The organism is Hymenobacter sp. IS2118 (assembly GCF_000715495.1).
Lineage (GTDB): Bacteria > Bacteroidota > Bacteroidia > Cytophagales > Hymenobacteraceae > Hymenobacter.
On record NZ_JNLX01000047.1, the window covers coordinates 1 to 19103 of the forward strand.

10 protein-coding genes are annotated in these 19103 nt (G+C 61.7%); 1 reads left to right on the forward strand and 9 read right to left on the reverse strand.

The features are described 5' to 3' along the window. Window positions 1-97: 97 nt before the first annotated feature. The 3 genes from GM79_RS02650 to GM79_RS22675 form a co-directional block, all read right to left on the reverse strand. Entirely contained in the window at window positions 98-646 is a 549-nt protein-coding gene (locus tag GM79_RS02650) for an REP-associated tyrosine transposase (protein ID WP_035558822.1), read from the reverse strand. A gap of 99 nt (window positions 647-745) precedes the next feature. Continuing rightward, complete coding sequence (plsY, locus tag GM79_RS02655; protein ID WP_035558824.1) at window positions 746-1393, reverse strand: glycerol-3-phosphate 1-O-acyltransferase PlsY; 648 nt, start codon at window positions 1391-1393, stop codon at window positions 746-748. Window positions 1394-1463: 70 nt separating this feature from the next. Beyond that, a complete protein-coding gene (locus GM79_RS22675; RefSeq protein ID WP_051718412.1) occupies window positions 1464-6944 on the reverse strand; it encodes a hypothetical protein in 5481 nt (1826 codons plus the stop codon). Between the two features lie 405 nt (window positions 6945-7349). On the opposite strand from GM79_RS22675, the gene GM79_RS02665 reads away from it, so the two are divergent. Continuing rightward, the gene (locus GM79_RS02665; RefSeq protein ID WP_035558827.1) at window positions 7350-8375 is read left to right on the forward strand and encodes a Gfo/Idh/MocA family oxidoreductase; all 1026 of its coding nucleotides are present in this window, start codon (window positions 7350-7352) and stop codon (window positions 8373-8375) included. A gap of 183 nt (window positions 8376-8558) precedes the next feature. Here the strand turns inward: GM79_RS02665 and GM79_RS02670 are convergent, their stop codons facing one another. The 6 genes from GM79_RS02670 to GM79_RS02695 all read right to left on the reverse strand — a co-directional run bounded on the left by GM79_RS02670 (window position 8559) and on the right by GM79_RS02695 (window position 19072). Beyond that, window positions 8559-9815 (reverse strand): O-antigen ligase family protein, encoded by a 1257-nt coding sequence (locus GM79_RS02670; RefSeq protein ID WP_161787105.1) that lies wholly within the window; start codon window positions 9813-9815, stop codon window positions 8559-8561. Between the two features lie 304 nt (window positions 9816-10119). After that, window positions 10120-11532, reverse strand: a complete 1413-nt coding sequence (locus GM79_RS02675) for a hypothetical protein (RefSeq protein WP_152559796.1) — start codon at window positions 11530-11532, stop codon at window positions 10120-10122. 301 nt (window positions 11533-11833) lie between these two features. Further along, window positions 11834-13042 (reverse strand): porin, encoded by a 1209-nt coding sequence (locus tag GM79_RS02680; protein WP_035558837.1) that lies wholly within the window; start codon window positions 13040-13042, stop codon window positions 11834-11836. A 446-nt stretch (window positions 13043-13488) separates the two neighbouring features. Continuing rightward, window positions 13489-14343, reverse strand: a complete 855-nt coding sequence (locus tag GM79_RS02685) for a fumarylacetoacetate hydrolase family protein (protein ID WP_035558840.1) — start codon at window positions 14341-14343, stop codon at window positions 13489-13491. Window positions 14344-14443: 100 nt separating this feature from the next. After that, window positions 14444-16129: a sodium/sugar symporter gene (locus tag GM79_RS02690; RefSeq protein WP_035558844.1), complete on the reverse strand. Its 1686-nt coding sequence runs from the start codon at window positions 16127-16129 to the stop codon at window positions 14444-14446. A 426-nt stretch (window positions 16130-16555) separates the two neighbouring features. After that, window positions 16556-19072, reverse strand: coding sequence for a TonB-dependent receptor (locus GM79_RS02695; protein ID WP_035558846.1), 2517 nt, complete (start codon window positions 19070-19072; stop codon window positions 16556-16558). Between the last annotated feature and the right edge of the window lie 31 nt (window positions 19073-19103).

Consider the following 19103-nt stretch of genomic DNA (forward strand, 5'->3'; position numbering starts at 1 on the left):
AGCGGGTGGGGCGCCAGCGGGTGGGGCGCCAGCGGGTGGGGCGCCAGCGGGTGGGGCGCCAGCGGGTGGGGCGCCAGCGGGTGGGGATGGAAAGACCTTACTCAATAAACAAAACCTGCAAGAGTCCCGGCTGCTCGGCATAGTTTGCGGCCGAGCTGAATAAGTAGTGCTCCGCCTCCGCAACCGTCAGGTCCTGCACTGGATTTTGATGAATGTAACGCAGTTTCTGACGGGTAAAGAAGGGGGTAACGCATTCGACCGCATGGCTTCCGTCCTGCCACATTTTATGCTGTTCGACGCGGTGCAGGAACCTGGCTGCGTATTCAAATCGATACAGTAGCCATTCGTTTCGGCTTTCCGGGCCTTCCTGAATCAAACGCACGATGGTGTTGGTGGTAAACTTTTTGAAGTCCCGAATAATGGGGCCCAGTTTGTACCCTTCGGCGGCTCGCGCCAGCAAATGCAGGTGCGAAGGCATCAGACACCAGCCATACAATTCCAGGCCCTTGTGCTGCTGGCAATGGCGCAGCGAATCGACGACGACCTGCTTGTACTCTTTGCGCGTGAAGACATCAACCCATTCCACGGCCGTAAGCGTCAGAAAATACAACCCGTCCGGATTGTGCGCAGCGTATTTGTCGGACATGCGGCGGGGTAAGTACGGGAACGGGCAATGGGCCGAATGTACAGCTGACGCGCGCCAGCACGCGCTTCAGTAGGCAGCGCGCCAGCAGCTGGCGGAGTATTACTTCTTCGCCCAGGGCAGTGGCACGCGGCCTTCGGTGCCTGCTCGCAAGCGGCCGATGTTGGCCCGGTGGGTGTAGATGAGCAGGGCGGCCAGCACGAAGCCCACGGCCACCATAAACGGCTGGGCCGGCCGGAACTGCGGTAGCAATTGCAGCAGCGCAAAGGTGAGGCCGGCCGTCATGCTGGCCAGGCTCACGTAGCGGAACAGCAGCAGCATGGCGATGAAAACCAGCAGGCACACGCCCACCGTGGCCGGGGCCACGCCCAGCATCATGCCCAGCACGGTGGCCACGCCCTTGCCGCCCCGAAACTGCGCAAATACCGGGTAAATGTGCCCCACAATGGCCAGCACGCCGCAGGCAAGCTTGAAGTACAACGCGTGCTCGGGGGCGATGGCGCCCTGCGCCACCAGCCACTGCGGCAGAAAGTAGGCCGCCACGAAACCCTTGAGCGCGTCAATCAGCAGCACGGCCGAGCCGGCTTTGGGGCCCAGCACGCGGAAGGTGTTGGTGGCACCGGCGTTGCCGGAGCCGTGCGCCCGGATGTCGGCCAGGCCGAAGAAGCGGCGGCCCACCCACAGCGCCGTCGGGATGGAACCGAGCAGGTAGGCAGCGAGCAGGGCGAGGGCAATGTAGAGGAAGGTCATGCGGGACTAAATGGTGAGGGTAAAACGCGAAACTCCCCTCCTGGCCAGGAGGAGAGTTTTTTATACGGGCCTAGTTGTCGCCGAAGGGGTCTTCGGTGCCTTTCTTCTTGCGCTTCTCGGCTTCTTTTTTCTGTTTTTCTTCCTCCTTCTTGATGCGTTCTTCTTCCTTCTTGACGCGCTCGGCTTCTTTAGCGGCTTCCTTCGCGGCCTCTTTGGCGGCAACGGCAGGGTCGGGAGCGGGGTCAGGGTCGGCGGCGGCGGGTTTTTCCGTGGCCGTTTCCTTTTGGGGCGCGGGCGTAGCCGGAGCGTTGGGGTCTTCCATCACGCCATCGCCGAAGGGGTCATTGGCCTTGGCCTTCTTTTTCTTCTTCTTCGAAGATTCGGGGGCGGCGTCGGCGGCCGGGGCGGCGTTGGGGTCCTCAGTGAAGGCATCGTCGTACTTGCCTTTTTTCTTCTTCTTGCCGTCCAGGTTATCGAAGTTGCCAGTGGGGGCCGAATCGGCCGCACGAACGGCCAGCTTGCCGGACTGGCCCAGGTAGTCCTTCTGGAAATGCACGCGGAAAGCGTCCACATCGGAGAAGTCGCCCACAAACGCGCCGTAGTTGGTGGCAGTGTTATAATCGTACTTCGACTTGCTGCGGATTTCGTTGTCGTAGGCTTCACTTTGAGCCTTGGTCAGCAGCAGATTATTGGCATATTTGAAGTAGTACCAGGTCTGGGGCTCGGCCTCCAGATAGATTTCTACCACGTCGGTTTCGTTTTCGCGGCGGATTTCCACGTGGCCACTCACCAGGGCGTTGAGCGGCTGCTTGCCCACCCCCGACAGGCCAATCAGGCCCACCGAGTACCAGGCGCGGCGCTTCTCACTCCAGCGCAGGTTCACGCGGCTCAGCAGCAGGGTGTGCAGCAGCTTGGGCGAGAGTTTGAGGATGGATTCGGGGCTGCCCTTACGCGTGCTATACGCCTCCGCGCCCTTATCGCCGATAAACTGGCCCAGTTTATACAGCTCGTTGGAAGAGCCGTCCTGGGCTTCGGGCGCGTTTTTGGTGGCCTTGGCCAGCTCGGCCGCCATCACCTCCACGGCTTTGGGCGGCATCTCAATGTCGATGCCCAGCAGGGCGTCCACCGAGTAACGGGCGCTGTCGGGGTTGGCCGTACCCACAACGCTGCCCACCATCTGGTAGTTCTTATTGGATTTGATGAAGGTCATGGGCCCCCGGAAAGCCAGCCCGCTGGTAGAATCGGTGTAGGTGAGCACCGCGCCTTCGTAGGCATTCACATTGCTCAGGTCGTTACGCGAGATGGTGTAAACGCCCTTGTTGTCGTCGTAGCGCAGGGCGCCGTCCACCGTAAACAAGGCCACGTCGCCGTCGCTGGGCACGGTGGCGGCATACAGCGGATACACCTTGTTGCTCTCGTTCGAGAGGAAAAGGCCCGTTAGCAGCGGGGTGCCGTTTTCGGACTTGACTCCCTTCAGGTTGAGGCTAAAGCTGCGGGGGTCGATGGAGTCCTTGATGGCCACCCATTCGGCCAGGCCCCGCTCCTTGCCAAACTGCAGCTGCACCTGCCCGTCGAAGGCAAAGCCGCGGCGCTGCGAGTTCAGCTGCACGTTGCCGCGGTAGCCGATGCGGGGCGTCAGCTGCAGCTTGGTGGCCGAGTTCACGGCCGCCGTGGCCACGGTGGCCGGGCCAGTACCGCCGCTGCCGAACTCGTCCTTCTTACCGCCCAGCAGGCTGCGCACGCCCCGGCCCCGGCCCGCCAGAATAGCGGCCGGGTCGGGCTCGAAGTTGGTGAAGCGCAGGGCCACCGAGTCGCGGGCCGTTTTCAGAATGTACTCGGCGCTGCCGGTGAAGGCCAGCTTGGACAGCACTTCGATGCTGCCCTTGCCCAGGCGGTGAAATTTGCCCAGCGAATCCAGCTCCACTACCGCATTTTTGAAGCGCTGAATGCGGCCGTTGGCCAGAATATTGACGTTGCCCGAGTCGGGAATAATCCAGGCATCGGCGGCCGCGATGTGGGGCACGCCGCTCACCTTCATCTGGTACTTGGCCAGGTCGTACACCGCGCCCGAAGCCTTGAAACGCAGGGCCTGCTCGGGGTTGGTGGAGTAGAAGTAGGAATTGGCCGAATCCGCGGTGGCGGCCTCACGCAGCACCACCTGCTTCTTTTTGAAGTCCCAGCGCCCGCCGCTCAAAGTGGTTTTAAACTTGGAATACGGCAGGTCGATGGTAGCCTTGCTGCCTTCCTCGCGCTTGAAATCGGCGTAGCCCTTGGTCAGGTTGTAGTCGAACGCCACCTCGTTGGCGGTAAGCGCCGGCTTGTTGGCTTCGGCCGATTTGACGTTGACCGTGGCCCGGCTGCCCGAGTAGCTATCGGTTTTAAACACAAATTCCGGCGACTTGATAAAAGACTGCGGGCCGTCGAGGGTGCCGTTGCCGCCCGTGCTCTTGGGCGTGAGCAGCGCCGTGCCCTTAAAGGTGTAGGCCGTAACGGTTTTGGTTTTGCGGTCGGCGGTGCTGTACAGGCGAATGGGCTCGCCGGTGCGCGGCGTCGAGAGGTACATCGAGTCCTGCTTCACGTCCCAGTGCATGAGGTAGCCCGGCGGCAGGGTCATTTTGGCAATGTCCACGCCGTCGGCTTTCTTGGCCGCAATCAGGCCCGAGCGGCCCACTGTCACCATTGAGTCGCGGTACATCACGAACTGATTGGAGGTGAACGTGCCGGTCTGGTACGTAATGGAGCCGTCGGCCTGCAGGCCCTTGCCGCTCATTTTCACCTTATTGAACACCCGGCCCTTGCCCTTGTAGAGCGGGAATCCATCCTTCGGCACGTCGTAGATAAAGCCCAGGGCACCGTCTTCCTGCACCGTGAGCTTGGTTTTGAGGTCGGGAATAATGCCGCCGCTGCGGAACGTGCCATCAAAGCCCGAGGCCGATTTGCTGATGCCGTTGAGCGAATCGAGCTTGAACGGCGGGATGTCGAACACCATGGTCGAATCGTAGGCGCCGCCGAGCACGTCCTGCTTGCCGAAGTACACGTTGGCCCCGCTCTTGGAGTCGAACGCCGGGTACTGGCCCTTCTTTTTGCGGCCCGATTTATTTTTGGGGTCGTTCAAAAACAAGCGGCCGGTCGAGACATTGCCCTTGTTGGTGAGGGCAAAGTCGGCGTGCTTGCCGGTGGGCTTGCCCTTGGAATCCCGGGCTTCGCTGCGAATGACGATGGAGTCAATCTTGGCCATGTCCACGTAAAAGCCGTCGTAATCGAACTTGAAATCGCGGCCCCGGAAACGCATGGCCGACGCCACCACCGTACCACTGAAATCGATGTTCCGGTTCTCCCGAATGCGGATAATGGCGCTGTCCGGCTGCACAAACACCGTAGCCGAGTCGTCGGTGAAGTTGAAGCGCTGCACACCGCGTACCAGCAGCTCGTTGGTGTTCAGGTTGAGCGTGGCGTTGCGGCCCGTGCCCGACAAGGACTTGATGGCAATGTGGTCGTAGTCCTTGCGGTCGCGGGCCGAGGCCACGTAGTGCGCGCCCTTGGGCAGAATGGTCACCTCGCCGGTTTGCGGGTTCCACTGCACGTAGCCGTCGCGCGCCAGGCCCGACATGGCGCTGCGCATGTTGGGCTCCGACGTTTTCAGGTCGGTGGCCAGGTCCTTCACGTTGAGGGTCTTGACATTATCGTGACTCTGGCTGTAGCCCACCAGCATTTGCAGCGGGTGCAGGCGGTTGATACTCTTAAGCTGCTGGTAACGGCTGTTGGTGAAAAACTCCTTGCTCTCAAAATCAGCCGACTGCTGGTTTTTGGACGACAGCACCGCAAAGTCGATGGTTGGCTCGCGCAGGTTCCAGGTCATGGCCTCGGTGCGAATGTCCATCTGGTGGTAGGAGTCGCTGTAGGGCGTGTTTTTGTAGAGGCCTTCCTCGCGGGCCAGCTTCAGCTGCTGCTTGCTTTTCGAGAATTTGAGCTGCGTGCCCGGATGCGTCACCGAGTCCTTCGCGCCCTGGTAAATGGTCACGGCCGCCCGGCTGGCCGTAATCAGGGAGTCGCCCAGCACGTAAGCGCGCGACGTGGCTTTGAATTTGGGCTTGCCGTCCAGGCTCACTATCAGGTTGGAGAGCGAGCCGTCCAGGGCCGCGCTCAGCACCTTGCTGCCGGCCATCGACAGGCCGCCGCGGTACTGCAGGTTGTCGCCCAGGTTCTTGATGCGGGCGTCGTTGGTGAGGGTAATGAAGCGCGGGTAGCCGGTTTCGGTGGCCCCGGCCTTCCGACGCACGCTTTTGTAGCTCAGGGCCCCTTTCACGGGCGCTTCCAGCAGGAATGGGTACGTCACCGTCACCGGCTGAGCTGTAAATTCCGGCTTGGTCAGGTCGAAGTCGAAGCCTGCCATATCGGCCGTCACCAGGTTGGTTTTAATGGACCACACCAGCTGCCCGCTGGTCGCAACAAAGCGGTTGGAGCCGGGCACGGCCGTGCCGTTCACCTTCTTCAGAAAAATCGAGTCGCCGGCGGTAGCCATAAACAGGTCGGCATCCTTCACCACCAGCACCGCGCCGCGGGTGGACGGCGCCAAATACTCATCGTAGGGCAGCGACGAGGGCGTGAACGCGGCGGGCGTATCAAAATCAGCGGCGCTCACCACCGGCGCGGCGGCTTTGGCGGGCGCGGGCTTGGCGGCGCCGGGCTTGGCGGCGGCTTTGGCCACGGGCTTTTTGGCCGGGGCCTTTTTCACGGGTGCGCCCCAGCCATCGTCCGAGTCGCCCCAGCCCCCGCCCGAGGGCGACGACCAGATATCGGCCGTATCCCAACCGCTGCTGCTGGCCTTTTTCTTGGCGGCGGGTTTGGGCGCGGCTTTGGCCGGTGCTTTGGCGGCGGGTTTGGGCGCGGCGGGCTTAGGGGCCGGCAGCGGCTCTTCCTTGGCCGCAGGCGTCCCAAACTCCAGGTTGGAAACCGGCGCGGCATTGGGCGAATACGCAAACGAAACCGTGCCGTTGACGGCCCGCAGGGTGTTGTAGCCCGTGCGATAGAGGTAGCCGCCGTTAAGGAAGCGGTTGGTCATAAAGATGAATTTCTCCGTCTCCTGCGGGGATTCCTTTTCCAGAGTTTGGCCCAGCACGTCGAGGTACTGGTCCATCTGCTGGTCGCTGAGCTTGGCCGTGGCAACACCGGTGGCGCCCCCCACAATGGCCCCAAACAGGTTCTCGAAGTGCGGCCGGGGCCGGAAGCGCTTGGCCAGCATGGTTTGCGACAAGGCTACGATACGCGCCTGCTGCGACGCCGTGAGGGTGTTGGAGCTCCACAGCTCCTTCAGGCGCGCCGCGCCGGCCCGGGCAGCCGCGTTGTTGGTGCTGGCCATCATGCTCTGCACGTCGGCGATATACTGGGCGGGGTCCGTGGCCAGCTTCCCAACCTGGTAGCGCGGGGCCGCCGGCACGGTGGCGGCTACCGGCGCGGGGACAGCAGCCGGTTTTTTGGTCTGGGCCTGGGCCGAAGAATAGCTCCCCAGCAGCAGGCCCAGCCAGGCAGCGATAATAACTAATGGCTTCATATCGTCTATTTTTCGTCTGTAGTACCGGCTTGCCGGGTAAACTGTGGGCCGCCCCGGGTTTTGCAGGCGCTCCGGAAGTAGCGCCTTCCGGCACCGCATCCCCGGAAAATGACACTGCCACAAGCCGGTGGGCTGCTTATTTTCAGAAGCAAACGCCTGACGGGAAGTATAGTGCCCAGCGCTGCCGTAAAAAACCCGGTACAAGTTAAGCACAATCAAAAAAGCAATCTATCAAACGCAGTAGTTAAGGACTATTATTCGTTGGTTATCAATAGTTTCACAAACAATGTCCTTGTTCCCGCTATTCGTTTATTCCACTTTTAGGGCGGCCAACGGATAGTTGGGGGTGGCGCGTACGGTTCCGGGCCCGGCCGGTATCGGGAGGCAGCGGTGTTACTTTGAGGCATGACCACTGTTCCCATTCGCACCGCGCTGCTGGCCTACGGCATGTCGGGCAAGCTTTTTCACGCGCCCTTTCTCACCGCCCACCCCGGCTTCGACCTGCAGGCCGTGGCCGAGCGCCACGAGCAGCGCATGGCCTTCGATTACCCCAACATCCGCAGCTACTCCAGCGTGGCCGAGCTGCTGGCCGACCCCGCCCTGGAACTGGTGGTGGTGAACACGCCCGGCAACACCCATTTCGAGTTGGCCCGGCAGGCCCTGCGCGCCGGCAAGCACGTGCTGCTCGAAAAGCCCGTGGTGACTTCCCTGGCCGAGCTGGAAGAACTAATAAGCCTCGCCCAACAACAAAACCGCCACCTGCTGGCCTACCAAAACCGCCGCTGGGACAGTGACTTTGGGGCGGTGCGGCGCGTGGTGGCCAGCGGGCAGCTGGGCACGCTCATCGAGGCCCATTTCCGGTTCGACCGCTACAAGACGACGCTCAACGTCAAGAAATTCAAGGAAGAGCCCGGTCCCGGCAGCGGCCTGCTCTACGACTTGGGCCCGCACCTTATCGACCAGGCCATCAGCCTGTTTGGCCAGCCGCTCAGCTTTCATAAAGCGGAAGGCCAGCACCGACCCGGCAGCCGGGTTACGGACTTTTTCTCCCTGCATCTGCGCTACCCGCAAGGCCTCAACGTGTGGCTCACGTCCAGCCTGCTGGTAGCGGCCCCCGGCCCGGCCTACGTGCTGCACGGCACGCTGGGCAGCTACCAAAAACACCGCACCGACCCGCAGGAAGCCCAGCTCCTGGGCGGCATGTCGCCCTTAGCCGCCAAATACGGACTGGAAACGCCCGGTCAGGAAGGCCACCTCACCCTGGCCGGACCCGAGGGCGCGCTCCCCCCCACCCCCGACCCGGCCGACCCTGGCGACTACCTCGGCCTCTTCGAAGCCGTGTTCCAGACCATCCGCAACGGCGTGCCCTATCCCATCCGCGACGAGCAGCTGCGCTGGCAGCTGGAGCTACTGGAGCACCCGGCGGTTTAGTTGCTGGTTGTCAGTTATCAGTTGTTCTGGCGGGGCTGGCGCGCGTCTCTGACGCGCTGCCCACTGGCTTCGAGCCTCCGGCTTGGGCGTGCAATAACGTTGCATACGCATTCCTGGCCCAAGCCAGAGGCTCGGAGCCAACCGGCAGCGCGTCAGACGCGCGCGCCAGCCCCGCTAGAATAACTAACAACCAGCAACCAACAACTTCCGCTGCTCCCTGGCCTCCCCGGCTACAACCAGAAAGCCGTAGCCGAACACGAACATATTGAGCCCGATTTGCAGGCTCAGCGTATCGGTAACCAGCATGCCGGTGGCCTGGATGAGGATGAAAAAGCAGAGGTCCGGATTCGTCCGGGCCCAGCGCCGGGTGAGGGGCCAAAACAGCACCGCCAGCCACAGCACCAGGCCCACGAGGCCGCCCCCCAGCAGGGCATTGAGGTACTGGTTGTGCACGTCGGCCTGGCTGGCATCGCGCAGGCCGTAATCCCGCCAGTCGTACTGCTCCCGCATCACGGCGTGCGCATCGGCCGGGCCCACACCCAACAGCCAGTGCTGGCGAATGATGATGACGGCCGTTTCGGCCGCCACCAGCCGTTTCGACAGCGAGTAGTCGTTGAGGTCCTGGCCCGTTCGGTACTGGTTCAGGTCCCACAGCGTGGAGCCCACCCGGTGCCGCACCGATTCGAGCGTGGAGTAGGCCAGCAGTGGCCCCAAAGCCAGCAAAACCAGGATTCCCAGGCTCATAACCAGCCGTTTTTGGGTGAGCAGCCACCCCACGTAGCCGAGCAGGCCGGCGTAGAAAACCAACAGCCCGGTGCGGTAGGCCAGCAGGTGCAGCGTGAGCGCCGCCGCCGCCGCCGCACCCAGCAGCGCCCCCCGCCACCACAGCCGCGCCTCCGGATGCTGCCGCAGCCGCAGGCCCCAGAAAAAGCTCAGCGCCAGCATTACCCCGAAATAGATGTGAAAGACGCCGGTGATGGATTGCATGTTCTGCCCGACGCTGATGGCGGCATTAGCACTGCCGGGGTCCAGCAGGTACTGGGCCGAGGTGGCCAGGCCCACGGCCGCCGTGCCCAGCACGAACAGCGCCCCCACCGCCCGCCGCTGCCCGCCCGCCAGCGGCACCGCCAGCGTGAAAGCCAGCGGCACGCCCAGCCACGTCAGGCTACGAAACAATTCGTGGCGCCAGGTAGCCCACTCACTGGTATACAAGCCACTAACCAACAGAAACCCAAACAGCGCGGCCGCCCGCATGGCGGCTCCGTTGCGGAAATACAGCCCGGCCTCACGGCGCACATTTGGGTTGGCCAGCACGGCACATACGCCCACCACCGGGGCCAGCGCCACCAGTGCCCGCGAGGCCAGCAGGCCCACTACGCCCGCCGCGCAGGCCAGCCACAACAAGTGCTGCGAAAGACGGCCAGAAAAATAATACGGCACCAAAATCAGTAAGTATTGCGCGAAGATTTCTGCCTCCCCTTATCGTTTGCAAAGTAAGGGGTTGGCAACTCTTGGTAGGCAGGGCTGGTAGCTTTACTTCTCAGCACCTTTCCCCCGACAGCCGGCTCACTTCGACTACGCCTGGGGCGCCGGACTGGCGTAGTAGATTGTGCGGGACAGCTACGCCCACGCTGTTTTTTTTGGAACGGCGGCGAAGGGTAGTAGCAGCATCTGGGCGCTACGCGGTGGAGCTAACGGCGCCCCCGGTGACGCACCGGCTTCCGGAACCAAGCGACGGACAGCCTTACAAAGCTTTGTAGATGTAGTAATCGTGGAAACGGTAGGCGTAGCGGTAGCCCCCGTAGGTGCGGCCGGATACAGGTCGGGGCAAGCTCATTTCTTTGAGCGAGTTGTCGTCCAGAATGATGAGTTGGCGCTGGCGCCGGGCGGCTTCCTCGAACAGGGCCTGGCCATTGGGTCGGAGTTGCCCGGCCTGCGTCAGCAGCAGGTAGCACGTCACCCCTTGAATGGTGAAGGCATCAATCTGATTGAAGACGAAATTCATGGGTGCTACGATGCGAGCGTATCGGTAGGCAGGCAGCTGATTGGCCAGCTGCTGGTTACGCACTACTCTGTCTTCATGCCGACTGATAAGCAGCCCCGTGTACACACTATTGACAATGGTGTAAAAGCCCAGCACCACAGCCAGCAGCACCCGCACCCAGCCCGTACGGGGCGGCAGGTGCTCGAAACCCACCGCCACCAACAGGCACAGATGCGGCATGTACAGCACCATGTATTTGGTAGTTTTGCCCTGCGAAAGAGCCGCCAGGGCGGCCACAAGCAGCAGCAGATACAGGGTGGCATCAGCCAGGCGCGGCGTGCGCCAGCGCGAGCGGTACAGCACGACTGCCGCAGCCAGCACCAACAGCGACAGGGCCGCTTCGAGGGGCGAGTGGAAGAAGCGCTTATGCTCGGCCAGCGCCCGCAGAACCAGAGCAAATCCCTGGCCCGATTTATCGCCACCGATGGCAGGCGCGAACTGACGAAAGTAAGCGCTCCAGGCATCGTGCACGAGCACATCGAGGAAGTACATCGCAAACACCACCCCACCTACGCCCGCAAATAGCACGGCGCCCCGCCACTGTCGCCGCCAGCCTAGCAGCCCCGTGCCAGCCACCAGGTAAATAAGGCCGTTGAGGTGAGTAGCGGCGGCTAGTCCGGCCAGCGCGGCGGCCAGCGCCACGTGGTACCAGCGCGGCCGCGCCGCGTGCAACCAACGCTGTAGCAATATCCAGGAGCCGAAGCCCAGACACATGAGCATTACCTCGGGCCGGAACACAAACCCATACTCAACTACCAGCGAATTCAGCAGCAGCACCGCCCAGAACAAGCAGCGAGCAGCGGTAGTAGCGAGGTAGTGACGCAGATGCGGCCGGCAAATCAGCCCAAATAGGCCCAAATAGGCCATGCTGATAAGCTTGAGAACCAGCGACGACCAACCGACCAATCTTATTACGCCCGCCGCCTGCCACACGAACAACCAATGGTATACCCACTGCCGCGTTCCAGCCCCCAGGAATCCATCGAATAATTCCGAACGTACAACACCCTCCTTGGCGGCCCAATAAGCCTGCTCCCCAATCCAGGCTTCGTCGCCGTGTAGCACGCGCTGGTAGAGGCTGGCCACAAACAGCAGTACGGCTAATAGCAGCAACCAGCGGGCACCCGCTAACGACAATACTGACCGTTGTTGCGGCTGGACTGTTGGCAAAGGAAGTTGCGCCGCGCGGCGTACTGGCCACAGTCTGAATTGGTACATTTAAGGAGCTATTCCGAAATACTTTAGGCTTATTTCCTAATAAGAAATCTGTCGTTTTCCAAGCGGTATTCGGGGCCAGAACTGTGGGCTGCCCAAAGCACCACTGGCTACCACCTCGCCTGCCAAAGAGGGCGGCCCGATTACCAAGACCAATGAAAATTCTCAGCCATTTCTTAATCGGGAGCAAGTTTACTGCCTAAAAATTAATCTGCGCCTGTAGCCGCAGCAGGCCGCCGCGCTGCCGGTTATCGGGCTTCTGGAAATCTTCGTAGCGCCGCGACGACAGCGTGTACATGGCCACCAGCTCGAAGCTACTCAGGGGCTGCCACTCCACGCCCAGCTCGGCTTCGCGCACGCCGTGGCTGCGGGCGTCGCGCTCGTGTTTTTTGCCGCCCTCGTAGTATTGCGCCCGCAGGAAAGGGTAAAACTGCTGTTGCTTGTAGCGCAAGCGGTAGTTGAGCAGCACGTAGCCGCCGTGCAGGCTCCGGCTCTCGATGCTGTCGGTGCGGGGATTGAATTCGGGGCCGCGACCGGTGTTGAATTCGGCCTGCACGCCAAACGGCTGCGGGTAGAGCACAAAAGTGGCGGCCACGCGCTGGTCGAGGTAGCTGCGGTCGGGGCGCGTTTTCACGCCGGCCGAGAGCTGGTCGGACGTCAGCACGTAATCGCCGGAGTAAGCCTGCAGTCCGGGTTCAATAATATGCCGGCCCACCACCAGCGGGTACGTGAAGCGGGCCACCACGTGCTGCTGGTTGTTGAGCTCGGCGCGGTTGGCGGTCTGGCCGTTGAATACGCCCAAGCCCAACATGCCGTAGTCGCCCGAGCCTTTCAGGCCCTCGCGCACCAGTTTGGCAAAGCGCTGGCGTACGGCCGTGGGCGCCCAATAGAAAAACGCGCCCAGGTCCCGCTCGTTGGAAAAAGCGCTGTTTATTGCATCGTTGCGGTCGAGGGCCAGCCGGTTCTGGCTCGACTGCATGTTCTCAAAGCCAAAGGGGATTTTGCTTTGGCCCAGCCGGATGCGGAACTGACTGGCTTTGTCGAGGCCCAGGTCGAAGTAGGCATCGCGCAGCTGCCCTACCTGCAGCGAAGTGCTGCCACTCAGGGAGCTGGCAAAATCGGGCTGAATGTAGAAGTACACCCGCTCGTGCAGCTGCCCGAAAAAAATCAACCGCACCCGGCGCAGCGAAATCCCGCCGTTTTTCCCCCACGACCGGTCGCACTGCTCGCAGCCCAGGTCAGGGTTGGTTTCGAGCAGGCGGTTGTAGCGTGCCTGCACGTACCCCCGGATGGCAAAGGTTTCAAACCACTTTTTGGCGGCGGGAGGTGCCGGAGCCAGCGAATCGGGCGTTTGGGACTGCACCCGCCCGCCCAATAGAAGCAGCAGCGCAACAAATAATTTCTTCATCAATTGCTGATACCAACACGAAGCCTAGGTTTTGATATTACCCATTTGTGTCCGTTAAATCACCGCAATGTTACGAACCTATTTGAGCCAACGCCCCGTGCGGCCCAATTGCTCAGGAGGGATTTTGAGCTTCAGACCGTAATTATTTATCCGGGAAGGCAGAAAAGGAACCGTCATGCCGAGCGCAGCCGAGGCATGACGGCCTGAGAACGGTGCTTACTCTCGCCCGCTTAATTAATAGACTTGTTCCTAAATACAGAAAAGTGTAAAATCGACGGTCATGCTGAGCTTGCCGAAGCATCTCTACCGCTTCGTTGAGTCGATTGGATTAGTTGCGCGGTAGAGATGCTTCGGCTGCGCTCAGCATGACTCGCTTTTTTCGTTTCTGCTTATTCGGGAACACGTCTAATTGCTTCAGAACCTTTCACCGCTACTCGCCAAACCCGTCAGCCGGCGTAGGCTTTCAGCACCTGCCGGGCGGTGCCCAGGTTATCAATACCCAGCTCCAGCACGTCGCCGGGCCGGAGGTAGCGGGGTGGCTTCAGGCCCGAACCCACCCCGGCCGGCGAACCCGTCGAGATGATGTCGCCGGGCAGCAGCGTCATAAACTGGCTGACGTAGGAAACGATGAAGGGGATGTCGAAAATGAGGTTGGCGGTGTTGCCGTCCTGCATTTCCTCGCCGTTCACCGTGAGCCAGAGGCGCAGGTTGTTCACGTCGCCCATCTCGTCGGGCGTAGCCAGATACGGGCCCATCGGCGCAAACGTGTCGCAGCTTTTACCCTTGGTCCAGGTGCCGCCGCGCTCCATCTGAAACTCCCGCTCCGACACGTCGTTGTGCAGCATGTAGCCCGCAATGTAGTCGGCGGCCTCGCTCACTTCCACATAGGACGCCCGCCGGCCGATAACCACGGCCAGCTCCACTTCCCAGTCGGTTTTTACCGAGTTTCGGGGGATGATGATGTCATCGCAAGACCCCACCAATGCCGTGGTGGCTTTCAGAAAAATTATTGGCTCGGTGGGCGGCGTCAGGCCCATTTCGTGGGCGTGGTCGGAGTAGTTGAGGCCAATGCAGAGGATTTTGGAGGGCCGGGCCACGGGCGGGCCCAGGCGTTCGGCGGCGGCCACCACGGGCAGTTGGCCCGCGTTAGCGGCTACGAATGCGGCCAGTCGTTGCAGGCCGTCGGTGGCAAAAAACGCCTCGTTGTAGTCTTCGCCGAAGCCAGCTACGTCGTAGCGCTGTTCGCCTTGCAGCACACCAGGTTTTTCGTGGCCGGCCGGGCCGTAGCGGAATAGTTTCATCGCAAAAAATGGGAAAGAAGACGCAAAAAAAGACCGTCAGGCCCGCCCGCACTAACGCCGGACGAGCCTGACGGCCAACTGATTTTCGGCAAGCCGTTGCTTACCAGTACACGGTGTAGAGCGTGGTGAGCATCACCATGATAATCATGGCGCCGATGGCGAAGCCGCGCGTGGTTTTGAACATGCTGCGGTCTACTTCCAGGCCGTTGGTTTTCACGCCCCGGCTGGTTTGGTACAGGCTGATGGCGACCATAACGGCCACGCTGATGGCAAACACGAAGCCCATCCGGTCGAGGAAAGGGATTTCGTAAACACCCTCGGCATTCTTCACTGCGAAGCCGAACGGCGCCAGAAACGAGAGGTCGGCGTAGAGGGGCAGGAACTTGAACCACACCGAGAGCAGGAAGCCGCCGATGGTGGCGAACAGGGCCGCCGTCGAAGTCGTCTTCTTCCAGAAGAAACCCAGAATGAACATGGCAAAAATACCCGGCGACACGAAGCCCGTGTACTCCTGAATGTACTGGAAACCGCCTTTTTTGTCGATGCCCAAATGCGGGGCAATGAGCACGCCCATAATCATGGCCACCACCACGGCAATTTTGCCCACATTCACCAGCGTTTTTTCCGAGGCGTTGGGGTTGATAACTTTTTTGTAAACGTCGAGGGTGAAAATGGTGGCGATGCTGTTGGCCTTGCCGGCCAGCGAGGCCACCACAGCCGCCGTGAGCGCCGCGAAGGACAAGCCCTTGAGGCCCGTCGGCAAAATATTGAGCAGCACCGGATACGCCCGGTCCGGATTGAGGTCGGCGCCGGAGCCGAATTCAGCCGCTCCGAACACGTCGGCTTTGTAAAGCACGAAGGCCGCGATGCCGGGCAGCACCACAATCACGGGCATGAGCAGCTTGAGGAAAGCGGCAAACAGGATGCCGGCGCGGGCCGTGGGCAGGTCGGCCCCGAGGGCGCGCTGCGTGATGTACTGGTTGCAGCCCCAGTAGTTCAGGTTCACAATCCACATGCCGCCGAGCAGCACGGTGAGGCCGGGCAGGTCGATGTAGTTGGGGTTGTCCTGCTTGAAAATCATCTGGAAGTGGTCGCCGGCCTGCTCCGTCATCAGGTTAAAGCCGCTGATGACGCCGGTCTGGCCAAATTTTTCAGCCACCAGGTTCAGGGCCAGGTAGGTGGTGGCCAAACCGCCGAGAATCAGGAAAAACACCTGAATTACGTCGGTGAAGCCAATCACCTTCATGCCGCCCAGGGTGATGAGGATGGCAAACGCGGCCAGCGCGTAGAGGCAGAATTCAAGATTAAGACCAGCGATGCTGCTGATGGCAATGGCGCCGAGATACAAAATCGAGGTCAGGTTGACCACGATGTAGAGCGCCAGCCAGAAAATGGCCATAATCATGGCCACCGTGCCATTGTAGCGCTGGCTCAGGAACTGCGGCATCGTGAAAATGCGGTTCTTCAGATACACCGGAATGAAGAATACCGCCACCACAATGAGCGTAATGGCCGCCATCCACTCGTAGGTGGCAATGGCCAGGCCCATCTTGAAACCCGAGCCCGACATGCCCACAAACTGCTCGGCCGAGATGTTGGAGGCGATGAGCGAGGAGCCGATGGCCCACCACGTCAGCGAGCCTTCGGCCAGGAAGTAATCTTTGGAATCGCCCTCAATGGTACCGTCGTGGCCGGTTTTACGCCGGTAAATCCAGATGCCGTAGCCGGATACGATGATGAAATAGACGAAGAAAACGATGTAATCAATCGTAGCGAGCTTGTTCATTGAGGAAAATAGGGTTTCAGGGGGCGAGGTCCGCCATTATGCGAAATGACGCAGGGGTGGCTAAGCTATGGGAAAGTAATGTTCCGCTAAAAAAACCGTTTCTGAAAGAAAAACTTTGGTTTCCTGCCGGAATTATCTTCGGTAACGTTTCCGGTAGCTCTGGAAATATTTCGTAACAGCCGTCATCGTTACCCAAATGCCATGCTCCGGTCTCGCATAGGTCTGGCAGGTGGAGTGGAGCCACAGGCCCGAAAAACTCACTTTTTTAGTTTGGCGGCCAGCCCAAATGCTAGCGGCAGAAAGTGGCCAAGTCCGGTACACAGTGCTACCGAAAATGAAGCAGCCCTTACCAGGGGCACATGAAAAACCCCGCTGTAGTTTCAGCGGGGTTTTTTCTCCAAAAACTTAATTAAGCGGGTTCAGCCACTACTTTCCCTTCACTACGACTGTGCCCGTGCCGGTGGCCGGCTGGCCGGTGGCACTCACGCCCTCGGCCACTGCCCGGAAGCTGCCGCTGCCGTCGGCGGTGAAGAAGTGCAGCTCGGCCTCGCCGCGGGCGTTGGTACGCACCGTGGGGTTCCAATACAGGGTGCTGGTGCGCGGGTCGGCGGGCGGGTTGGTGAGCAGGGCGTTGTAGCGGGGCTGGTAAAACTCGCGAGCCTGGTAGTAGCCCGGCACCCGTACTGTGGCAATGCCGGGGGGCGGGCCGGCGTCGGGGGCGCGGTAGTTGGGGTCGGCCCGCTTGGTATAAATAGCAATGGCGCCCCCATTGCCGCCAAAAATGGCTGCTTGCGCGCCCCTGAAAACCTCTACTGATTCCACATCCGAGGAAGGAATATTGTTGATGGCATCCACGTCAACCCGCATGCCATCCAGAATAAAGAGTGGCGAACCCACACCCCGAATCTGCACCGATAAGTTGGGCGGAGTGCCGCTTATGGTAAGGCCGGCTACGCGCCCCTGCAGCATCTGCAATACCGTCAGGCCAACCTGGGCCGATGGCATACTCGCAAAATCCACCACGGTACCGCCCGTGGCGCCGTAGAGGCGGCGGGGGTCGTTGGCCGGTACAGCCACGCGCTTGGCGGTCACGGCCACGTTATCGAGGCGAATGTTGCGCAGGGCTTTGTCGGGGTTCAACTCCAGGTCGGCGGCCTGGGCCTGGCGGCTGCGGCGCACAAAAGCGGCCACGCCAGCCGGCGCGGCACTCAGCGGCGGCAGCGCGGGCAGCAGCTGCGGGCCGGGCACGGGCCCATCGTCGGGCCGAATGATGACGTTGGAACCGCCCTTAGCCCGCCGGGCCTGCAAACTAATAACGGCCGTATCGCGCAGGGGAAATCCCGAAAACGAGAACCGTCCTTCACCGTCGGTAGTACCCGTGGTGACGCTACGGGTGGGCCGGAGCTGCATAAACGTGAGCTGGCTGTTGGCGATAGGCTGGCTGCCCTGCACGCTCACCACCTGCCCGGTCAGGGTGATGTCCTGCTCGGGGCGGAAGCGCACCACTGGTGGCTGGCCGGCCAGCACCTGCTTCCACACAAAGCGCCGCCAGCCCTGGGTCAGCAGCAGGTCGTCGAGGGCCTGCGCGGTGGCGGCCGTCTGGTTGCGGAAATAGTAGCCGGGGGTTTCCACGTAGCCCACCAAATCCGAAGTCAGCAGCAGGTTGGAGGCGATGGTTTCGGCGTTGGGGTCGAGGGCGGCCAGGCCGGCGTCGCTCACGGCCACCGAGAGGCTGGTGGCCACGGGCTGGCCGGCGGCATCGGCCACGCGCACCGTGAGCTGCACCGGCGCGTGCGGGCCGTAGCTGGGCTGGTCGGCCACAATAGTTACGCTCAGCGCGGCCGGGCCGTTCTGCACGAAGGCCAGCCGCTCGCACTTCGGGCTGCCTTCCGCATCAAAAAGCGTGAAGTGAACAATGCCGTCGGGGTAATTCTTTTTGGGCATCTGCCACGCCGCCGGCGACGTGCCCGTGAGGGTGCGGGGGCCGGGGTAGGCCACCACGCCGCGCACCTGCGTGAGCAGTTGCACGGGGCCGGGCGCGGGCGCCCCGGCCGGCCCACGGTAGCGCGCTTCCACCAAAAAGTTATCGGCTGTTTCTACTACGTGCAGGCTGTAGCCGGTGGGCTGCACGGCCGGCAGTGGGTACTCGGCGGTGCTGCCGTTGGGCAGCGTGAGGCGGGCGCGGTAGCGCTGCCCGCTGCCAGGCACGAAGGCAAACCGCCCCATGCCCGCGTGCCGAGTGGCAAACCCGGACACCACCACGGCATTTTGGGCGTTCAGAATCTGGCCACGCACGGCCAGGCTGCGGCCGCTGGCATCGGTAGCCTTGCAGGCCACCACGGCCGGCAGGCCCTCCACGAGGTAGCCGCCTTCGGGAAAAAACTGAATGTCGGGCTTGGCCGTGGCGGCGGCCAGGCCTGGGGTTTTGGTGGCCGGAGAGCCGGCGGCAGCAGGCATTTCCTGGGGCCCCAGCGGCGAAGCCAGCCAGATGCTGAGGCGGCGGCTGTACACATAGTCATCGCCGGCGTTCCGCATCCAGTTGGTATAGGCGCGCAGCACGTAGGTGCCAGCGGCCAGCGAGTCGGCAATGGCGAGGTCGCCGCTAGCCCGGCCGCCCTGCAGGCGCAGGGTACGGCGGGCCACCACCTTGCGGTCAGCTGAAAGTAAATCGACGTGCAGCACCTGGCTGAGCGAATCGAGCTGGTGCTGCGAGGCATCTACCACATAGGCGCTGAACCAGATGGTTTCGCCGGTGGCGTACACCGGGCGGTCGAGGTGCAGGTACACTTTTTCGCCCTTGGCCGCCGCGTAAAACTCGCCCAGCTGGCGGGTAATGCGCTGTATCAGTCCTTCCTCGGCAGGCAGCGACCGGAAAGCCGACAGCAGTAATCCACTGGCCAGCAAAAATGCCAGCACTCCTTTTTGCACGCGCGCTTTTTTCATGTTTGCAATAGTTCGCCGCAGGGCGATGAGG